Source organism: Streptomyces sp. x-19, assembly GCF_046549115.1.
Classification (GTDB): Bacteria; Actinomycetota; Actinomycetes; order Streptomycetales; family Streptomycetaceae; genus Streptomyces; species Streptomyces albulus_C.
Genome location: NZ_JAJPWK010000002.1, coordinates 644,133 through 658,264 on the forward strand (window position 1 = coordinate 644,133; position 14,132 = coordinate 658,264).

Below are 14,132 nucleotides of genomic sequence, written 5' to 3' on the forward strand. Positions count from 1 at the left end.
AATGCCTCGTAAGGGCCCCGCCCCGAAGCGCCCGGTCATCATCGACCCGGTCTACGGCTCTCCTCTGGTGACCTCCCTCATCAACAAGGTGCTGCTGAACGGAAAGCGCTCCACCGCCGAGCGCATCGTTTACGGCGCCATGGAGGGTCTGCGTGAGAAGACCGGCAACGACCCGGTCATCACGCTGAAGCGCGCGCTGGAGAACATCAAGCCGACCCTTGAGGTCAAGTCCCGCCGTGTCGGTGGCGCGACCTACCAGGTCCCGATCGAGGTCAAGCCCGGCCGCGCCGCGACCCTCTCGCTCCGCTGGCTCGTGGGCTACTCCCGCGCCCGCCGCGAGAAGACCATGACCGAGCGCCTCATGAACGAACTGCTCGACGCCTCCAACGGCCTCGGCGCTTCGGTCAAGAAGCGTGAGGACACGCACAAGATGGCCGAGTCCAACAAGGCCTTCGCGCACTACCGCTGGTAGTCGCAACCCACATCGAGACCGAGAGAAGACTGAGCCACTATGGCTACCACTTCGCTTGACCTGGCCAAGGTCCGCAACATCGGGATCATGGCCCACATCGACGCGGGCAAGACGACCACCACCGAGCGGATCCTGTTCTACACCGGTGTTTCTTACAAGATCGGTGAAGTCCACGACGGCGCTGCCACGATGGACTGGATGGAGCAGGAGCAGGAGCGCGGCATCACGATCACGTCTGCCGCGACGACCTGCCACTGGCCGCTGGACAACGTCGACAACACCATCAACATCATCGACACCCCGGGCCACGTCGACTTCACCGTCGAGGTGGAGCGCTCGCTGCGCGTGCTCGACGGTGCGGTGACGGTGTTCGACGGCGTCGCCGGTGTCGAGCCCCAGTCCGAGACCGTTTGGCGTCAGGCGGACCGCTACGGCGTTCCGCGTATCTGCTTCGTCAACAAGCTCGACCGGACCGGTGCCGAGTTCCACCGCTGCGTCGACATGATCACGGATCGCCTGGGCGCGACCCCGATCGTGATGCAGCTGCCGATCGGCACCGAGGCCGACTTCAAGGGCGTCGTCGACCTGGTGTCGATGAAGGCCCTGGTCTGGTCCGCCGAGGCCGCCAAGGGCGAGATGTACGACACCGTCGACATCCCGGACACGCACATCGAGGCTGCCGACGAGTGGCGCGGCAAGCTCCTCGAGACCGTGGCCGAGAACGACGAAGAGGTCATGGAGCTGTACCTGGAGGGCCAGGAGCCCACCGAGGAGCAGCTCTACGCCGCGATCCGTCGCATCACCATCGCCTCCGGCAACGCCGACGTCACCACCGTCACGCCGGTGTTCTGCGGTACCGCGTTCAAGAACAAGGGCGTGCAGCCCCTGCTCGACGCGGTCGTGCGCTACCTCCCCTCCCCGTTGGACGTCGAGGCCATTGAGGGCCACGCGGTCAACGACCCGGACGAGGTCATCAAGCGCCGCCCGTCCGAGGACGAGCCGCTGGCCGCCCTCGCGTTCAAGATTGCGAGCGACCCCCACCTGGGCAAGCTCACCTTCATCCGGGTGTACTCGGGCCGCCTCGAGGCCGGCACGCAGGTGCAGAACTCGGTGAAGGGCAAGAAGGAGCGCATCGGCAAGATCTACCGGATGCACGCGAACAAGCGTGAGGAGATCGACGCGGTGGGTGCCGGCGACATCGTCGCCGTCATGGGTCTGAAGCAGACCACCACCGGTGAGACCCTCTGCGACGCGGGTTCCCCGGTGATCCTCGAGTCGATGGAGTTCCCGGCTCCGGTCATCCAGGTCGCCATTGAGCCCAAGTCCAAGGGCGACCAGGAGAAGCTGGGTGTCGCCATCCAGCGTCTCGCCGAGGAAGACCCCTCGTTCCAGGTGCACACCGACGAGGAGACCGGCCAGACCATCATCGCGGGTATGGGCGAGCTGCACCTCGACGTGCTGGTCGACCGTATGAAGCGTGAGTTCCGGGTCGAGGCCAACGTCGGCAAGCCGCAGGTCGCGTACCGCGAGACCCTGCGCAAGCCGGTCGAGCGCCTCGACTACACGCACAAGAAGCAGACTGGTGGTTCCGGCCAGTTCGCGAAGGTGCAGATCGCGCTCGCGCCGCTCGAGGGCGACGGGTACGAGTTCGAGAACAAGGTCACCGGTGGCCGCATCCCGCGGGAGTACATCCCGTCCGTGGACGCGGGCTGCCAGGAGGCCATGGAGTTCGGTGTTCTCGCCGGCTACCCGCTGACCGGTGTCAAGGTCACCCTCCTCGACGGCGCGTTCCACGAGGTCGACTCGTCGGAAATGGCGTTCAAGATCGCCGGCTCGATGGCCTTCAAGGAGGCCGCCCGCAAGGCCAGCCCGGCCCTGCTCGAGCCGATGATGAAGGTCGAGGTCACCACGCCCGAGGACTACATGGGCGACGTGATCGGCGACATCAACTCCCGCCGTGGTCAGATCCAGTCCATGGAGGACCGCGCCGGCGCCAAGCTCGTCACGGGCCTGGTTCCGCTCTCGGAGATGTTCGGCTACGTCGGAGACCTCCGCAGCAAGACGTCGGGTCGCGCGAGCTACTCGATGCAGTTCGACTCCTACGCCGAGGTTCCCAAGAACGTCGCCGAGGAGATCATCGCCAAGGCCAAGGGCGAGTAACTCACCCCCCGAGTTCACGCTCTAGGCTTGACTCCGGAGCCTGCCGGGGCATTCCGCCGCAACAGCGGAGGAATGCCCCCGGGCCCCGGGCTATCCAGCAAAGATCACCTGGCGCCGATGAGTAAGGCGTACAGAACCACTCCACAGGAGGACCCCAGTGGCGAAGGCGAAGTTCGAGCGGACTAAGCCGCACGTCAACATCGGCACCATCGGTCACATCGACCACGGTAAGACGACCCTCACGGCCGCCATTACCAAGGTGCTGCACGACGCGTACCCGGACCTGAACGAGGCCTCGGCCTTCGACCAGATCGACAAGGCTCCTGAGGAGCGCCAGCGCGGTATCACCATCTCCATCGCGCACGTCGAGTACCAGACCGAGACGCGTCACTACGCCCACGTTGACTGCCCCGGTCACGCGGACTACATCAAGAACATGATCACGGGTGCCGCGCAGATGGACGGCGCCATCCTCGTGGTCGCCGCCACCGACGGCCCGATGCCGCAGACCAAGGAGCACGTGCTCCTGGCCCGCCAGGTCGGCGTTCCGTACATCGTCGTCGCCCTGAACAAGGCCGACATGGTGGACGACGAGGAGATCCTGGAGCTCGTCGAGCTCGAGGTCCGTGAGCTCCTCTCCGAGTACGAGTTCCCCGGCGACGACGTTCCGGTCGTCAAGGTCTCCGCCCTGAAGGCCCTTGAGGGCGACAAGGAGTGGGGCAACTCCGTCCTCGAGCTGATGAAGGCCGTCGACGAGTCGATCCCGCAGCCCGAGCGCGACGTCGACAAGCCGTTCCTGATGCCGATCGAGGACGTCTTCACGATCACCGGTCGTGGCACCGTCGTCACCGGTCGTATCGAGCGCGGCATCCTCAAGGTCAACGAGACCGTCGACATCATCGGCATCAAGCAGGAGAAGACCTCGACCACCGTCACCGGTATCGAGATGTTCCGCAAGCTGCTCGATGAGGGCCAGGCCGGTGAGAACGTCGGTCTGCTGCTCCGCGGCATCAAGCGCGAGGACGTCGAGCGCGGCCAGGTCATCATCAAGCCGGGCTCGGTCACCCCGCACACCGAGTTCGAGGCGCAGGCCTACATCCTGTCCAAGGACGAGGGTGGCCGTCACACGCCGTTCTTCAACAACTACCGTCCGCAGTTCTACTTCCGTACGACTGACGTGACCGGTGTTGTGACCCTCCCCGAGGGCACCGAGATGGTCATGCCGGGTGACAACACCGAGATGAAGGTGGACCTCATCCAGCCCGTCGCGATGGAAGAGGGCCTGAAGTTCGCCATCCGTGAGGGTGGCCGGACCGTCGGCGCCGGCCAGGTCACCAAGATCGTCAAGTAAGACGGTCTCCGGTTGATCCGGTAGTAGTTCGGGAAGCCCCGCTCGCCACCAGGTGGGCGGGGCTTCTTGACAGTTGGGCCTCGATTGGCCTTACGCGCGGCCCGTGTGGCACACTGTCCAGGTTGCTCGGTTGAGTGCCGATGCTGCGCGCCTCCCGCCGGGGGGACCGGAAGCGAGTCCCAGGTATTCGTCGTTCCTTTTCAGGGGCGGAAGTACGGGAATCTTCCGGGAAGCGTCAGCGGGGTGCCTCCTCCAGGCGCCCGGTGGGTGTTCTTCCCCCACGTTCTCCTCCTCGAGGGATCTTCCATGTGGAGATTTACGAGAAGGGGTGCGACACGCCCGACCGCGTGGGTCGGAGAAGAACGGTGACCTCCCGGGTCCCAGAGCGTTACGAGAGACAGGACTACGAAGTAGCCATGGCGGGACAGAAGATCCGCATCCGGCTCAAGGCCTACGACCACGAGGTCATCGACTCCTCGGCGAAGAAGATCGTCGAGACGGTGACCCGCACTGGTGCGTCGGTCGCGGGCCCGGTGCCGCTGCCCACTGAGAAGAACGTGTACTGCGTCATCAAGTCGCCGCACAAGTACAAGGACTCGCGCGAGCACTTCGAGATGCGCACGCACAAGCGCCTGATCGACATCCTCGACCCGACGCCCAAGACCGTTGACTCGCTGATGCGCCTGGACCTTCCGGCCGGCGTTGACATCGAGATCAAGCTCTGAGAGGCGCGGAAGAGATGGCTAAGCAGATCAAGGGGCTCCTGGGCGAGAAGCTCGGCATGACCCAGGTCTGGGACGAGAACAACCGTGTCGTCCCGGTGACCGTGGTGAAGGCCGGCCCCTGCGTCGTTACCCAGGTGCGCACCAATGACCAGGACGGCTACGACTCCGTCCAGATCGCCTTCGGCGAGATCGACCCGCGCAAGGTGAACAAGCCTCTCAAGGGCCACTTCGCGAAGGCCGACGTCACCCCCCGTCGCCACCTCGTCGAGGTCCGTACCGCCGATGCCGGCGAGTACACCCTCGGCCAGGAGCTGACCGCTGAGACCTTCGAGTCCGGCGTCAAGGTGGACGTGACCGGCAAGAGCAAGGGCAAGGGCTTCGCCGGCGTCATGAAGCGTCACGGCTTCCACGGCGGCAAGGCATCGCACGGTGCCCACCGCGTGCACCGTAAGCCTGGTTCCATCGGTGGCTGCGCCACCCCGGGCCGCGTGTTCAAGGGCATGCGGATGGCCGGCCGTATGGGCAATGAGCGGGTCACCACCCAGAACCTGACCGTCCACGCCGTTGACGCGGAGAAGGGTCTGCTGCTCATCAAGGGCGCAGTTCCTGGTCCGAACGGCGGCCTCGTCCTGGTCCGTACCGCGGCCAAGGGGGCCTGAGGTAACCGATGAGCACCATTGACATCCTTTCGCCGGCAGGCGACAAGGCCGGGACCGTCGAGCTCCCCTCGGAGATCTTCGACGCGAAGGTCAGCGTTCCGCTGATCCACCAGGTCGTCGTCGCACAGCTGGCCGCTGCCCGTCAGGGCACGCACAAGACCAAGACCCGTGGCGAGGTCCGCGGCGGTGGCAAGAAGCCGTACCGCCAGAAGGGCACCGGCCGCGCGCGCCAGGGTTCGACCCGTGCGCCGCAGTTCGCCGGTGGTGGCGTCGTCCACGGCCCGCAGCCGCGTGACTACAGCCAGCGGACCCCGAAGAAGATGAAGGCCGCCGCGCTGCGCGGTGCCCTCTCGGACCGGGCCCGCCACAGCCGCATCCACGTCGTCTCCGGCGTGGTCGACGGCGCGGTGTCCACCAAGGCCGCCAAGGGCCTGCTCGGCAAGGTCAGCGACCGCAAGCACGTCCTGCTGGTCGCCGAGCGCTCCGACGAGGCCGCGTGGCTGTCCGCCCGTAACCTGCCCCAGGTGCACATCCTGGAGCCGGGCCAGCTGAACACGTACGACGTGCTCGTCTCCGACGACGTGGTCTTCACCAAGGCCGCCTTCGAGTCCTTCGTGTCTGGCCCCAAGGCCGTTGAGACCGAAGGGAGCGACGCCTGATGAGTGAGGCCGTCGTCACCAGCAAGACCTTCACGGACCCGCGTGACGTCCTCGTCAAGCCGGTTGTGTCCGAGAAGAGCTACGCGCTGCTGGACGAGAACAAGTACACGTTCATCGTCGCGCCCGGCTCGAACAAGACCCAGATCAAGCAGGCCGTCGAGGCGGTCTTCTCGGTCAAGGTCACCGGGGTCAACACGATTAACCGTCAGGGTAAGCGCAAGCGCACCAAGACCGGTTTCGGTAAGCGCGCTGACACCAAGCGCGCCATCGTGACCCTCGCCGAGGGCGACCGTATCGACATCTTCGGCGGCCCGGTCTCCTAACGGAGTCCGAGTCGTCCGGAATCGGACGAGGACTGAGAAATGGGTATCCGCAAGTACAAGCCGACGACCCCGGGCCGTCGTGGCTCCAGCGTCGCCGACTTTGTCGAGATCACGCGGTCCACGCCGGAGAAGTCGCTGGTCCGCCCGCTGCACAGCAAGGGCGGCCGTAACAACGCCGGTCGTGTGACCGTTCGCCACCAGGGCGGTGGCCACAAGCGCGCCTACCGCGTGATCGACTTCCGTCGTCACGACAAGGACGGCGTGCCGGCCAAGGTCGCGCACATCGAGTACGACCCCAACCGCACCGCGCGCATCGCGCTGCTGCACTACGCGGACGGCGAGAAGCGCTACATCATCGCGCCGCGCGGCCTGCAGCAGGGTGACCGGATTGAGAACGGCGCTGGCGCCGACATCAAGCCGGGCAACAACCTGCCGCTGCGCAACATCCCGGTCGGTACGACCATCCACGCCATCGAGCTGCGGCCCGGCGGCGGCGCGAAGTTCGCCCGCTCCGCGGGTGCCTCCGTGCAGCTGCTGGCGCGTGAGGGCTCCATGGCCCACCTGCGCATGCCGTCCGGCGAGATCCGCCTGGTCGACGTCCGCTGCCGCGCCACTGTTGGCGAGGTCGGCAACGCCGAGCAGTCGAACATCAACTGGGGCAAGGCCGGCCGCATGCGCTGGAAGGGCGTCCGCCCGACCGTGCGTGGTGTCGTGATGAACCCGGTTGACCACCCGCACGGTGGTGGTGAGGGCAAGACTTCCGGTGGTCGCCACCCGGTCTCGCCCTGGGGCAAGAAGGAGGGTCGTACTCGCTCGCCGAAGAAGGCCAGCAACAAGTACATCGTCCGCCGCCGCAAGACGAACAAGAAGCGCTAGGAGCGGGTTTAGATGCCGCGCAGTCTCAAGAAGGGGCCCTTCGTCGACGACCACCTCGCCAAGAAGGTGGACGTACAGAACGACGCAGGCACCAAGAACGTCATCAAGACCTGGTCCCGCCGCTCCATGATCGTCCCGGCCATGCTCGGCCACACGATCGCGGTGCACGACGGCCGCAAGCACGTCCCGGTGTTCGTCACCGAGTCGATGGTCGGCCACAAGCTCGGCGAGTTTGCGCCGACCCGCACCTTCCGCGGCCACGAGAAGGACGACCGCAAGTCGCGTCGTCGCTGATCGACCGGAGTGCGAAGACTATGACTGACACCGAAGGGACAACCATGGAAGCCAGGGCCCAGGCGCGGTACATCCGCGTCACGCCCATGAAGGCCCGCCGCGTGGTGGACCTTATCCGTGGCATGGATGCCACGGAGGCTCAGGCGGTCCTGCGTTTCGCCCCGCAGGCCGCGAGCGTGCCGGTGGGCAAGGTGCTGGACAGCGCCATTGCCAACGCCGCGCACAACTACGACCACACCGACGCCTCTTCGCTGGTCATCAGCGAGGCGTACGTGGATGAGGGCCCGACCCTGAAGCGGTTCCGTCCGCGTGCCCAGGGCCGTGCCTACCGGATCCGTAAGCGGACCAGCCACATCACCGTGGTCGTCAGCAGCAAGGAAGGAACCCGGTAATGGGCCAGAAGGTAAACCCGCATGGGTTCCGGCTCGGCATCACCACCGACTTCAAGTCGCGTTGGTACGCCGACAAGCTGTACAAGGACTACGTCAAGGAAGACGTCGCCATTCGTCGCATGATGACGAAGGGCATGGAGCGCGCCGGCATCTCCAAGGTGGAGATCGAGCGCACCCGTGAGCGCGTCCGCGTTGACATCCACACCGCTCGCCCGGGCATCGTCATCGGCCGCCGCGGCGCCGAGGCCGACCGCATCCGCGGTGAGCTGGAGAAGCTGACCGGCAAGCAGGTCCAGCTGAACATCCTCGAGGTCAAGAACCCCGAGACCGACGCTCAGCTGGTGGCCCAGGCCGTCGCCGAGCAGCTGTCCTCCCGCGTCTCCTTCCGTCGCGCCATGCGTAAGAGCATGCAGTCGACGATGAAGGCCGGCGCCAAGGGCATCAAGATCCAGTGTGGTGGCCGTCTCGGCGGCGCCGAGATGTCCCGTTCGGAGTTCTACCGCGAGGGCCGTGTGCCCCTGCACACGCTCCGCGCGAACGTCGACTACGGCTTCTTCGAGGCCAAGACCACCTTCGGCCGTATCGGCGTGAAGGTCTGGATCTACAAGGGCGACGTCAAGAACATCGCCGAGGTGCGTGCCGAGAACGCCGCCGCCCGTGCGGGCAACCGCCCGGCCCGTGGTGGTGGCAACGAGCGCCCGCGTCGTGGTGGCGAGCGTGGCGGCCGCGGCCGCAAGCCGCAGCAGCAGGCGCCGGCTGCCGAGGCCCCCAAGGCCGAGGCCGCTGCCGCTGCTCCGGCGGAGAACCCTGGAACGGAGGGCTGACCGACATGCTGATCCCTCGCAGGGTCAAGCACCGCAAGCAGCACCACCCGAAGCGGAACGGTATGGCCAAGGGCGGTACCGAGCTTGCCTTCGGTGAGTACGGCATTCAGGCCGTCACCGCGGCCTACGTGACGAACCGTCAGATCGAGTCCGCTCGTATCGCCATGACGCGTCACATCAAGCGTGGCGGCAAGGTGTGGATCAACATCTACCCCGACCGCCCGCTGACGAAGAAGCCGGCCGAAACCCGCATGGGTTCCGGTAAGGGTTCCCCGGAGTGGTGGATCGCGAACGTCAAGCCCGGTCGGGTGATGTTCGAGCTGTCCTTCCCGAACGAAAAGGTTGCCAAGGAGGCGCTGACCCGCGCCGCCCACAAGCTTCCGATGAAGTGCCGCATCGTGCGGCGCGAGGCAGGTGAGTCGTGATGGCGGCCGGTATCAAGGCGACCGAGCTGCGCGAGCTGAACAACGAGGACCTCGTTGCCAAGCTGCGTGAGGCCAAGGAGGAGCTGTTCAACCTCCGCTTCCAGGCGGCGACGGGACAGCTCGAGAACCACGGCCGGCTGAAGGCCGTCCGCAAGGACATCGCCCGGATCTACACCCTGATGCGGGAGCGCGAGCTCGGCATCGAGACGGTGGAGAGCGCCTGATGAGCGAGAAGAATGTGACTGAGACGAACGAGCGCGGTTTCCGCAAGACCCGTGAGGGTCTGGTCGTCAGCGACAAGATGGACAAGACCGTCGTCGTCGCCGTCGAGGACCGCGTCAAGCACGCGCTGTACGGCAAGGTCATCCGCCGTACCAACAAGCTCAAGGCGCACGACGAGCAGAACGCTGCCGGCGTCGGCGACCGCGTCCTCCTGATGGAGACCCGGCCGCTGTCCGCCACCAAGCGCTGGCGCATCGTCGAGATCCTCGAGAAGGCCAAGTAATTCCCTCGCGGGGATTTCGACAGGCAAGCACATCCCTCCTAGGGGGACCCCCTAGGAACAGTTCCGCCAGGCTCGGCAGGGGCTGACGTCCCGTAAGGGGCGGGCCCCTGCCGGGAACCGGCAGACATTCAGGAGATAGACGTGATCCAGCAGGAGTCGCGACTGCGCGTCGCCGACAACACTGGTGCGAAGGAAATCCTTTGCATCCGTGTTCTCGGTGGTTCCGGTCGCCGCTACGCGGGCATCGGTGACGTCATCGTCGCCACCGTCAAGGACGCGATCCCCGGTGGCAACGTGAAGAAGGGTGACGTCGTCAAGGCCGTCATCGTTCGCACCGTCAAGGAGCGCCGCCGTCCGGACGGCTCGTACATCCGCTTCGACGAGAACGCGGCCGTCATCCTCAAGAACGATGGCGACCCCCGCGGCACCCGTATCTTCGGCCCCGTGGGCCGTGAGCTGCGCGAGAAGAAGTTCATGAAGATCATCTCGCTCGCGCCGGAGGTGCTGTAACCGATGAAGATCAAGAAGGGCGACCTGGTCCAGGTCATCACCGGCAAGGACAAGGGCAAGCAGGGCAAGGTCATCGCGGCCTACCCCCGCGAGGACCGTGTTCTGGTCGAGGGTGTCAACCGGGTCAAGAAGCACACCAAGGCCGGACAGACCGCTCGTGGTTCGCAGACCGGCGGCATCGTGACGACCGAGGCCCCCGTCCACGTCAGCAACGTGCAGCTGGTCGTGGAGCAGGACGGCAAGAAGGTCGTTACCCGCGTCGGGTACCGCTTTGACGACGAGGGCAACAAGATCCGCGTTGCCAAGCGGACCGGTGAGGACATCTGATGACTGCCACCACCAACGCGCCGCGTCTCAAGACGCGCTACCGCGAAGAGATCGCCGGGAAGCTGAAGGACGAGTTCTCCTACGAGAACGTCATGCAGATCCCCGGTCTGACCAAGATCGTGGTCAACATGGGTGTGGGCGACGCCGCCCGCGACTCCAAGCTGATCGAGGGCGCCATCCGCGACCTCACCACGATCACCGGCCAGAAGCCGGCCGTCACCAAGGCCCGTAAGTCCATCGCGCAGTTCAAGCTGCGTGAGGGCCAGCCGATCGGTGCCCACGTCACCCTCCGCGGTGACCGCATGTGGGAGTTCCTGGACCGCCTGCTGTCGCTGGCGCTGCCGCGCATCCGCGACTTCCGTGGTCTGTCCCCGAAGCAGTTCGACGGTCGGGGCAACTACACCTTCGGTCTCACCGAGCAGGTCATGTTCCACGAGATCGACCAGGACAAGATCGACCGTACCCGGGGTATGGACATCACCGTGGTGACCACGGCGACCAACGACGACGAGGGCCGTGCCCTGCTTCGTCACCTCGGCTTCCCGTTCAAGGAGGCGTAAGCGAGATGGCGAAGAAGGCTCTTATTGCCAAGGCTGCTCGTAAGCCCAAGTTCGGTGTGCGTGCCTACACCCGCTGCCAGCGCTGTGGCCGCCCGCACTCCGTGTACCGCAAGTTCGGCCTGTGCCGCGTGTGCCTTCGTGAGATGGCTCACCGTGGCGAGCTGCCGGGCGTGACCAAGAGCTCCTGGTAATCCCCTAGTTGGGCATTACCGGAGGCTCTCGGTAAGCAATCGGCTGGTGGGGGCCCGGACCCGTTTCCCGTACGCTGGAAGGGTTTGGGCGCCCCGCCGCCCGAGACCGACCGCGGGCTCCGCCCGCATAACGTCGCTTACTACGCCGTAGGTCCCCGTGCCGCACCCGTCCCGACCGAGATCGGGGAGAGGGATGGCGCATATAGGAAACCCCGGCGAGAGAGGCCGAAGGCCAATTCATGACCATGACTGATCCCATCGCAGACATGTTGACCCGTCTGCGTAACGCGAACTCGGCGTACCACGACACCGTGGCGATGCCGCACAGCAAGATCAAGTCGCACATCGCGGAAATCCTCCAGCAGGAGGGTTACATCACCGGCTGGAGCGTCGAGGACGCAGAGGTTGGCAAGAACCTCGTCCTGGAGCTGAAGTTCGGGCCGAACCGCGAGCGCTCGATCGCCGGCATCAAGCGAATCTCGAAGCCGGGTCTGCGGGTCTACGCAAAGTCCACCAACCTGCCGAAGGTCCTCGGCGGCCTGGGCGTGGCGATCATCTCCACGTCCCACGGTCTCCTGACCGGCCAGCAGGCCAGCAAGAAGGGCGTGGGTGGGGAAGTCCTCGCCTACGTCTGGTAATCGGGAACGGAGGAATAGCTAATGTCGCGCATTGGCAAGCTGCCCATCCAGGTTCCCGCTGGTGTGGACGTCACCATCGAGGGCCGCACGGTCAACGTGAAGGGCCCCAAGGGTTCCCTTTCGCACACCGTCGCGGCGCCCATCGAGGTCGCCAAGGGTGAGGACGGCGTCGTCGCCGTCTCCCGTCCGAACGACGAGCGTCAGAACAAGGCCCTGCACGGCCTGTCCCGCACGCTGGTGGCGAACATGATCACCGGCGTGACCCAGGGCTACGTGAAGAAGCTCGAGATCAGCGGTGTTGGTTACCGCGTCCAGGCCAAGGGTTCCAACCTGGAGTTCTCCCTGGGCTACAGCCACCCGATCCTGATCGAGGCGCCCGAGGGCATCTCGTTCAAGGTCGAGTCGCCGACGAAGTTCAGCGTCGAGGGCATCGACAAGCAGAAGGTCGGCGAGGTCGCCGCGAACATCCGCAAGCTGCGGAAGCCCGACCCGTACAAGGCCAAGGGCGTCAAGTACGAGGGCGAAGTCATCCGCCGCAAGGTCGGAAAGGCGGGTAAGTAAGCCATGGCATACGGTGTGAAGATCGCTAAGGGCAACGCCTACAAGCGCGCTGCCGCCAAGCGTCGCCACATCCGCATCCGCAAGCGGATTTCGGGTACTTCGGAGCGTCCGCGTCTGGTGGTGACGCGGTCCAACCGCGGCATCTTCGCCCAGGTGATCGACGATGTTGCGGGCCACACTGTGGCCTCGGCGTCGACCCTGGACGCGTCGATCCGTGGTGGCGAGGGCGACAAGAGCGCCCAGGCCCAGAAGGTGGGCGCCCTGGTCGCCGAGCGTGCCAAGGCCGCCGGTGTCGAGGCCGTCGTGTTCGACCGCGGTGGCAAGCAGTACGCCGGGCGGATTGCCGCTCTGGCCGACGCCGCCCGCGAAGCCGGGCTGAAGTTCTAAGCCCCGGTTCCGGAGCTAGCGGACGTAACAGAGAGAGGTAAATCCAATGGCTGGACCCCAGCGCCGCGGAAGCGGTGCCGGTGGCGGCGAGCGGCGGGACCGGAAGGGTCGCGACGGTGGCGCTGCCGCCGAGAAGACCGCGTACGTTGAGCGCGTTGTCGCGATCAACCGCGTCGCCAAGGTTGTCAAGGGTGGTCGTCGCTTCAGCTTCACCGCGCTCGTCGTGGTGGGCGACGGTGACGGCACCGTAGGTGTCGGTTACGGCAAGGCCAAGGAAGTTCCGGCTGCCATCGCCAAGGGCGTGGAAGAGGCCAAGAAGAACTTCTTCAAGGTCCCCCGTATCGCCGGTACCGTCCCGCACCCGATCCAGGGCGAGAAGGCTGCGGGCGTCGTCCTGCTCAAGCCGGCTTCCCCCGGTACCGGTGTGATCGCCGGTGGCCCGGTGCGCGCCGTCCTGGAGTGCGCGGGCATCCACGACGTGCTGAGCAAGTCGCTCGGCTCGTCCAACCCGATCAACATCGTGCACGCCACGGTGACGGCGCTCAAGGGCCTGCAGCGGCCCGAGGAGATCGCCGCCCGTCGTGGCCTGCCGCTGGAGGACGTGGCCCCCGCCGCTCTGCTGCGGGCGCGTGCAGGGGTGAGTGCGTAATGGCTCGCCTCGAAATCACGCAGGTCAAGTCCGTGATCGGCAGCAAGCAGAACCACCGCGACACCCTGCGTTCGCTTGGTCTGAAGCGGATCAACGACGTGGTTGTCAAGGACGACCGTCCCGAGTACCGCGGCATGGTGCACACCGTCCGCCACCTCGTGTCGGTCAAGGAGGTCGACTGACATGGCGGAGAGCAACCCGCTGAAGGTCCACAACCTCCGGCCCGCCCCGGGCGCCAAGACCGCCAAGACCCGTGTCGGTCGTGGTGAGGCGTCCAAGGGTAAGACCGCTGGTCGTGGTACCAAGGGCACCAAGGCCCGTTACCAGGTTCCGGAGCGCTTCGAGGGTGGGCAGATGCCCCTCCACATGCGCCTCCCGAAGCTGAAGGGCTTCAAGAACCCCGCCCACAAGCAGTTCCAGGTCGTGAACCTGGACCGGCTGGCCGCGCTCTACCCGCAGGGTGGCGAGGTCACGGTGGCCGACCTGGTCGCCAAGGGCGCGGTGCGCAAGAACGAGCTCGTCAAGGTGCTCGGCACCGGCGAGATCTCCGTGGCAGTGCAGGTGACGGTTGACGCCGTCTCCGGCTCCGCCAAGGAGAAGATTGCCGCCGCCGGCGGCACCGTCACCGAACTCCTCTGAGTTCG

At 65.9% G+C, this 14,132-nt stretch carries 24 protein-coding genes; all 24 read left to right on the plus strand.

What is annotated here, in order from left to right:
- Position 1 precedes the first annotated feature (1 nt).
- The 24 genes from rpsG to rplO all read left to right on the plus strand — a co-directional run bounded on the left by rpsG (position 2) and on the right by rplO (position 14,127).
- Complete coding sequence (gene rpsG, locus ACLJT4_RS07450; protein ID WP_030986135.1) at positions 2 to 472, plus strand: 30S ribosomal protein S7; 471 nt, start codon at positions 2 to 4, stop codon at positions 470 to 472.
- A gap of 39 nt (positions 473 to 511) precedes the next feature.
- On the plus strand, positions 512 to 2,632 hold the full coding sequence (gene fusA, locus ACLJT4_RS07455; protein ID WP_411121519.1) for an elongation factor G: 2,121 nt from the start codon (positions 512 to 514) through the stop codon (positions 2,630 to 2,632).
- Between the two features lie 157 nt (positions 2,633 to 2,789).
- Positions 2,790 to 3,983 carry an elongation factor Tu gene (gene tuf, locus ACLJT4_RS07460; protein ID WP_016571052.1) on the plus strand — a complete coding sequence of 398 codons (1,194 nt, stop codon included), beginning with the start codon at positions 2,790 to 2,792 and terminating at the stop codon, positions 3,981 to 3,983.
- 416 nt (positions 3,984 to 4,399) lie between these two features.
- A complete protein-coding gene (gene rpsJ / locus ACLJT4_RS07465; protein ID WP_003948644.1) occupies positions 4,400 to 4,708 on the plus strand; it encodes a 30S ribosomal protein S10 in 309 nt (102 codons plus the stop codon).
- Between the two features lie 14 nt (positions 4,709 to 4,722).
- Positions 4,723 to 5,367: a 50S ribosomal protein L3 gene (rplC, locus tag ACLJT4_RS07470; RefSeq protein WP_016571053.1), complete on the plus strand. Its 645-nt coding sequence runs from the start codon at positions 4,723 to 4,725 to the stop codon at positions 5,365 to 5,367.
- A gap of 8 nt (positions 5,368 to 5,375) precedes the next feature.
- A complete protein-coding gene (gene rplD / locus ACLJT4_RS07475) occupies positions 5,376 to 6,026 on the plus strand; it encodes a 50S ribosomal protein L4 (protein WP_411121520.1) in 651 nt (216 codons plus the stop codon).
- The gene (gene rplW, locus ACLJT4_RS07480; protein WP_016571055.1) at positions 6,026 to 6,349 is read left to right on the plus strand and encodes a 50S ribosomal protein L23; all 324 of its coding nucleotides are present in this window, start codon (positions 6,026 to 6,028) and stop codon (positions 6,347 to 6,349) included. Before rplD ends, rplW begins: the two co-directional genes overlap by 1 nt.
- A 39-nt stretch (positions 6,350 to 6,388) precedes the next feature.
- Positions 6,389 to 7,225 (plus strand): 50S ribosomal protein L2, encoded by an 837-nt coding sequence (rplB, locus tag ACLJT4_RS07485; RefSeq protein WP_016571056.1) that lies wholly within the window; start codon positions 6,389 to 6,391, stop codon positions 7,223 to 7,225.
- A gap of 12 nt (positions 7,226 to 7,237) precedes the next feature.
- Positions 7,238 to 7,519, plus strand: coding sequence for a 30S ribosomal protein S19 (rpsS, locus tag ACLJT4_RS07490; protein WP_016571057.1), 282 nt, complete (start codon positions 7,238 to 7,240; stop codon positions 7,517 to 7,519).
- A 44-nt stretch (positions 7,520 to 7,563) separates the two neighbouring features.
- Positions 7,564 to 7,911, plus strand: a complete 348-nt coding sequence (rplV, locus tag ACLJT4_RS07495; protein WP_004571827.1) for a 50S ribosomal protein L22 — start codon at positions 7,564 to 7,566, stop codon at positions 7,909 to 7,911.
- On the plus strand, positions 7,911 to 8,735 hold the full coding sequence (rpsC, locus tag ACLJT4_RS07500) for a 30S ribosomal protein S3 (RefSeq protein WP_016571058.1): 825 nt from the start codon (positions 7,911 to 7,913) through the stop codon (positions 8,733 to 8,735). The genes rplV and rpsC overlap by 1 nt, the downstream gene beginning before the upstream one ends.
- A 5-nt stretch (positions 8,736 to 8,740) precedes the next feature.
- Entirely contained in the window at positions 8,741 to 9,160 is a 420-nt protein-coding gene (gene rplP, locus ACLJT4_RS07505; RefSeq protein WP_016571059.1) for a 50S ribosomal protein L16, read from the plus strand.
- On the plus strand, positions 9,160 to 9,384 hold the full coding sequence (rpmC, locus tag ACLJT4_RS07510) for a 50S ribosomal protein L29 (RefSeq protein WP_344580548.1): 225 nt from the start codon (positions 9,160 to 9,162) through the stop codon (positions 9,382 to 9,384). The genes rplP and rpmC overlap by 1 nt, the downstream gene beginning before the upstream one ends.
- Positions 9,384 to 9,665, plus strand: a complete 282-nt coding sequence (gene rpsQ, locus ACLJT4_RS07515; RefSeq protein WP_006604882.1) for a 30S ribosomal protein S17 — start codon at positions 9,384 to 9,386, stop codon at positions 9,663 to 9,665. The genes rpmC and rpsQ overlap by 1 nt, the downstream gene beginning before the upstream one ends.
- A 141-nt stretch (positions 9,666 to 9,806) precedes the next feature.
- Complete coding sequence (rplN, locus tag ACLJT4_RS07520; protein WP_003998823.1) at positions 9,807 to 10,175, plus strand: 50S ribosomal protein L14; 369 nt, start codon at positions 9,807 to 9,809, stop codon at positions 10,173 to 10,175.
- A gap of 3 nt (positions 10,176 to 10,178) precedes the next feature.
- The gene (gene rplX, locus ACLJT4_RS07525; protein ID WP_016571060.1) at positions 10,179 to 10,502 is read left to right on the plus strand and encodes a 50S ribosomal protein L24; all 324 of its coding nucleotides are present in this window, start codon (positions 10,179 to 10,181) and stop codon (positions 10,500 to 10,502) included.
- On the plus strand, positions 10,502 to 11,062 hold the full coding sequence (rplE, locus tag ACLJT4_RS07530; RefSeq protein WP_016571061.1) for a 50S ribosomal protein L5: 561 nt from the start codon (positions 10,502 to 10,504) through the stop codon (positions 11,060 to 11,062). The genes rplX and rplE overlap by 1 nt, the downstream gene beginning before the upstream one ends.
- Positions 11,063 to 11,067: 5 nt before the next feature.
- Positions 11,068 to 11,253, plus strand: a complete 186-nt coding sequence (locus ACLJT4_RS07535) for a type Z 30S ribosomal protein S14 (protein WP_003956452.1) — start codon at positions 11,068 to 11,070, stop codon at positions 11,251 to 11,253.
- 239 nt (positions 11,254 to 11,492) lie between these two features.
- Positions 11,493 to 11,891 (plus strand): 30S ribosomal protein S8, encoded by a 399-nt coding sequence (gene rpsH / locus ACLJT4_RS07540; RefSeq protein WP_039635369.1) that lies wholly within the window; start codon positions 11,493 to 11,495, stop codon positions 11,889 to 11,891.
- 21 nt (positions 11,892 to 11,912) lie between these two features.
- Positions 11,913 to 12,452, plus strand: a complete 540-nt coding sequence (gene rplF, locus ACLJT4_RS07545) for a 50S ribosomal protein L6 (protein ID WP_016571063.1) — start codon at positions 11,913 to 11,915, stop codon at positions 12,450 to 12,452.
- A 3-nt stretch (positions 12,453 to 12,455) separates the two neighbouring features.
- Positions 12,456 to 12,839 carry a 50S ribosomal protein L18 gene (gene rplR / locus ACLJT4_RS07550; RefSeq protein ID WP_016571064.1) on the plus strand — a complete coding sequence of 128 codons (384 nt, stop codon included), beginning with the start codon at positions 12,456 to 12,458 and terminating at the stop codon, positions 12,837 to 12,839.
- Positions 12,840 to 12,885: 46 nt separating this feature from the next.
- Positions 12,886 to 13,488: a 30S ribosomal protein S5 gene (gene rpsE, locus ACLJT4_RS07555; RefSeq protein WP_016571065.1), complete on the plus strand. Its 603-nt coding sequence runs from the start codon at positions 12,886 to 12,888 to the stop codon at positions 13,486 to 13,488.
- Positions 13,488 to 13,670, plus strand: a complete 183-nt coding sequence (gene rpmD / locus ACLJT4_RS07560) for a 50S ribosomal protein L30 (protein WP_016571066.1) — start codon at positions 13,488 to 13,490, stop codon at positions 13,668 to 13,670. The genes rpsE and rpmD overlap by 1 nt, the downstream gene beginning before the upstream one ends.
- Position 13,671: 1 nt before the next feature.
- Positions 13,672 to 14,127: a 50S ribosomal protein L15 gene (gene rplO / locus ACLJT4_RS07565; RefSeq protein WP_016571067.1), complete on the plus strand. Its 456-nt coding sequence runs from the start codon at positions 13,672 to 13,674 to the stop codon at positions 14,125 to 14,127.
- Positions 14,128 to 14,132 lie beyond the last annotated feature (5 nt).

Coding starts and splice junctions, on each gene's coding strand:
- rpmC (WP_344580548.1), top strand. CDS start 9,160: ATGGCGGCCGGTATCAAGGCGACCGAGCTGCGCGAGCTGAACAACGAG.
- rplC (WP_016571053.1), top strand. CDS start 4,723: ATGGCTAAGCAGATCAAGGGGCTCCTGGGCGAGAAGCTCGGCATGACC.
- ACLJT4_RS07535 (WP_003956452.1), top strand. CDS start 11,068: ATGGCGAAGAAGGCTCTTATTGCCAAGGCTGCTCGTAAGCCCAAGTTC.
- rplE (WP_016571061.1), top strand. CDS start 10,502: ATGACTGCCACCACCAACGCGCCGCGTCTCAAGACGCGCTACCGCGAA.
- rpsQ (WP_006604882.1), top strand. CDS start 9,384: ATGAGCGAGAAGAATGTGACTGAGACGAACGAGCGCGGTTTCCGCAAG.
- rpsH (WP_039635369.1), top strand. CDS start 11,493: ATGACCATGACTGATCCCATCGCAGACATGTTGACCCGTCTGCGTAAC.
- fusA (WP_411121519.1), top strand. CDS start 512: ATGGCTACCACTTCGCTTGACCTGGCCAAGGTCCGCAACATCGGGATC.
- rpsS (WP_016571057.1), top strand. CDS start 7,238: ATGCCGCGCAGTCTCAAGAAGGGGCCCTTCGTCGACGACCACCTCGCC.
- rplF (WP_016571063.1), top strand. CDS start 11,913: ATGTCGCGCATTGGCAAGCTGCCCATCCAGGTTCCCGCTGGTGTGGAC.
- rpmD (WP_016571066.1), top strand. CDS start 13,488: ATGGCTCGCCTCGAAATCACGCAGGTCAAGTCCGTGATCGGCAGCAAG.
- rplR (WP_016571064.1), top strand. CDS start 12,456: ATGGCATACGGTGTGAAGATCGCTAAGGGCAACGCCTACAAGCGCGCT.
- rplW (WP_016571055.1), top strand. CDS start 6,026: ATGAGTGAGGCCGTCGTCACCAGCAAGACCTTCACGGACCCGCGTGAC.
- rplO (WP_016571067.1), top strand. CDS start 13,672: ATGGCGGAGAGCAACCCGCTGAAGGTCCACAACCTCCGGCCCGCCCCG.
- rpsE (WP_016571065.1), top strand. CDS start 12,886: ATGGCTGGACCCCAGCGCCGCGGAAGCGGTGCCGGTGGCGGCGAGCGG.
- rplB (WP_016571056.1), top strand. CDS start 6,389: ATGGGTATCCGCAAGTACAAGCCGACGACCCCGGGCCGTCGTGGCTCC.
- rpsJ (WP_003948644.1), top strand. CDS start 4,400: ATGGCGGGACAGAAGATCCGCATCCGGCTCAAGGCCTACGACCACGAG.
- rplP (WP_016571059.1), top strand. CDS start 8,741: ATGCTGATCCCTCGCAGGGTCAAGCACCGCAAGCAGCACCACCCGAAG.
- rplV (WP_004571827.1), top strand. CDS start 7,564: ATGGAAGCCAGGGCCCAGGCGCGGTACATCCGCGTCACGCCCATGAAG.
- rpsG (WP_030986135.1), top strand. CDS start 2: ATGCCTCGTAAGGGCCCCGCCCCGAAGCGCCCGGTCATCATCGACCCG.
- rplD (WP_411121520.1), top strand. CDS start 5,376: ATGAGCACCATTGACATCCTTTCGCCGGCAGGCGACAAGGCCGGGACC.
- rpsC (WP_016571058.1), top strand. CDS start 7,911: ATGGGCCAGAAGGTAAACCCGCATGGGTTCCGGCTCGGCATCACCACC.
- rplX (WP_016571060.1), top strand. CDS start 10,179: ATGAAGATCAAGAAGGGCGACCTGGTCCAGGTCATCACCGGCAAGGAC.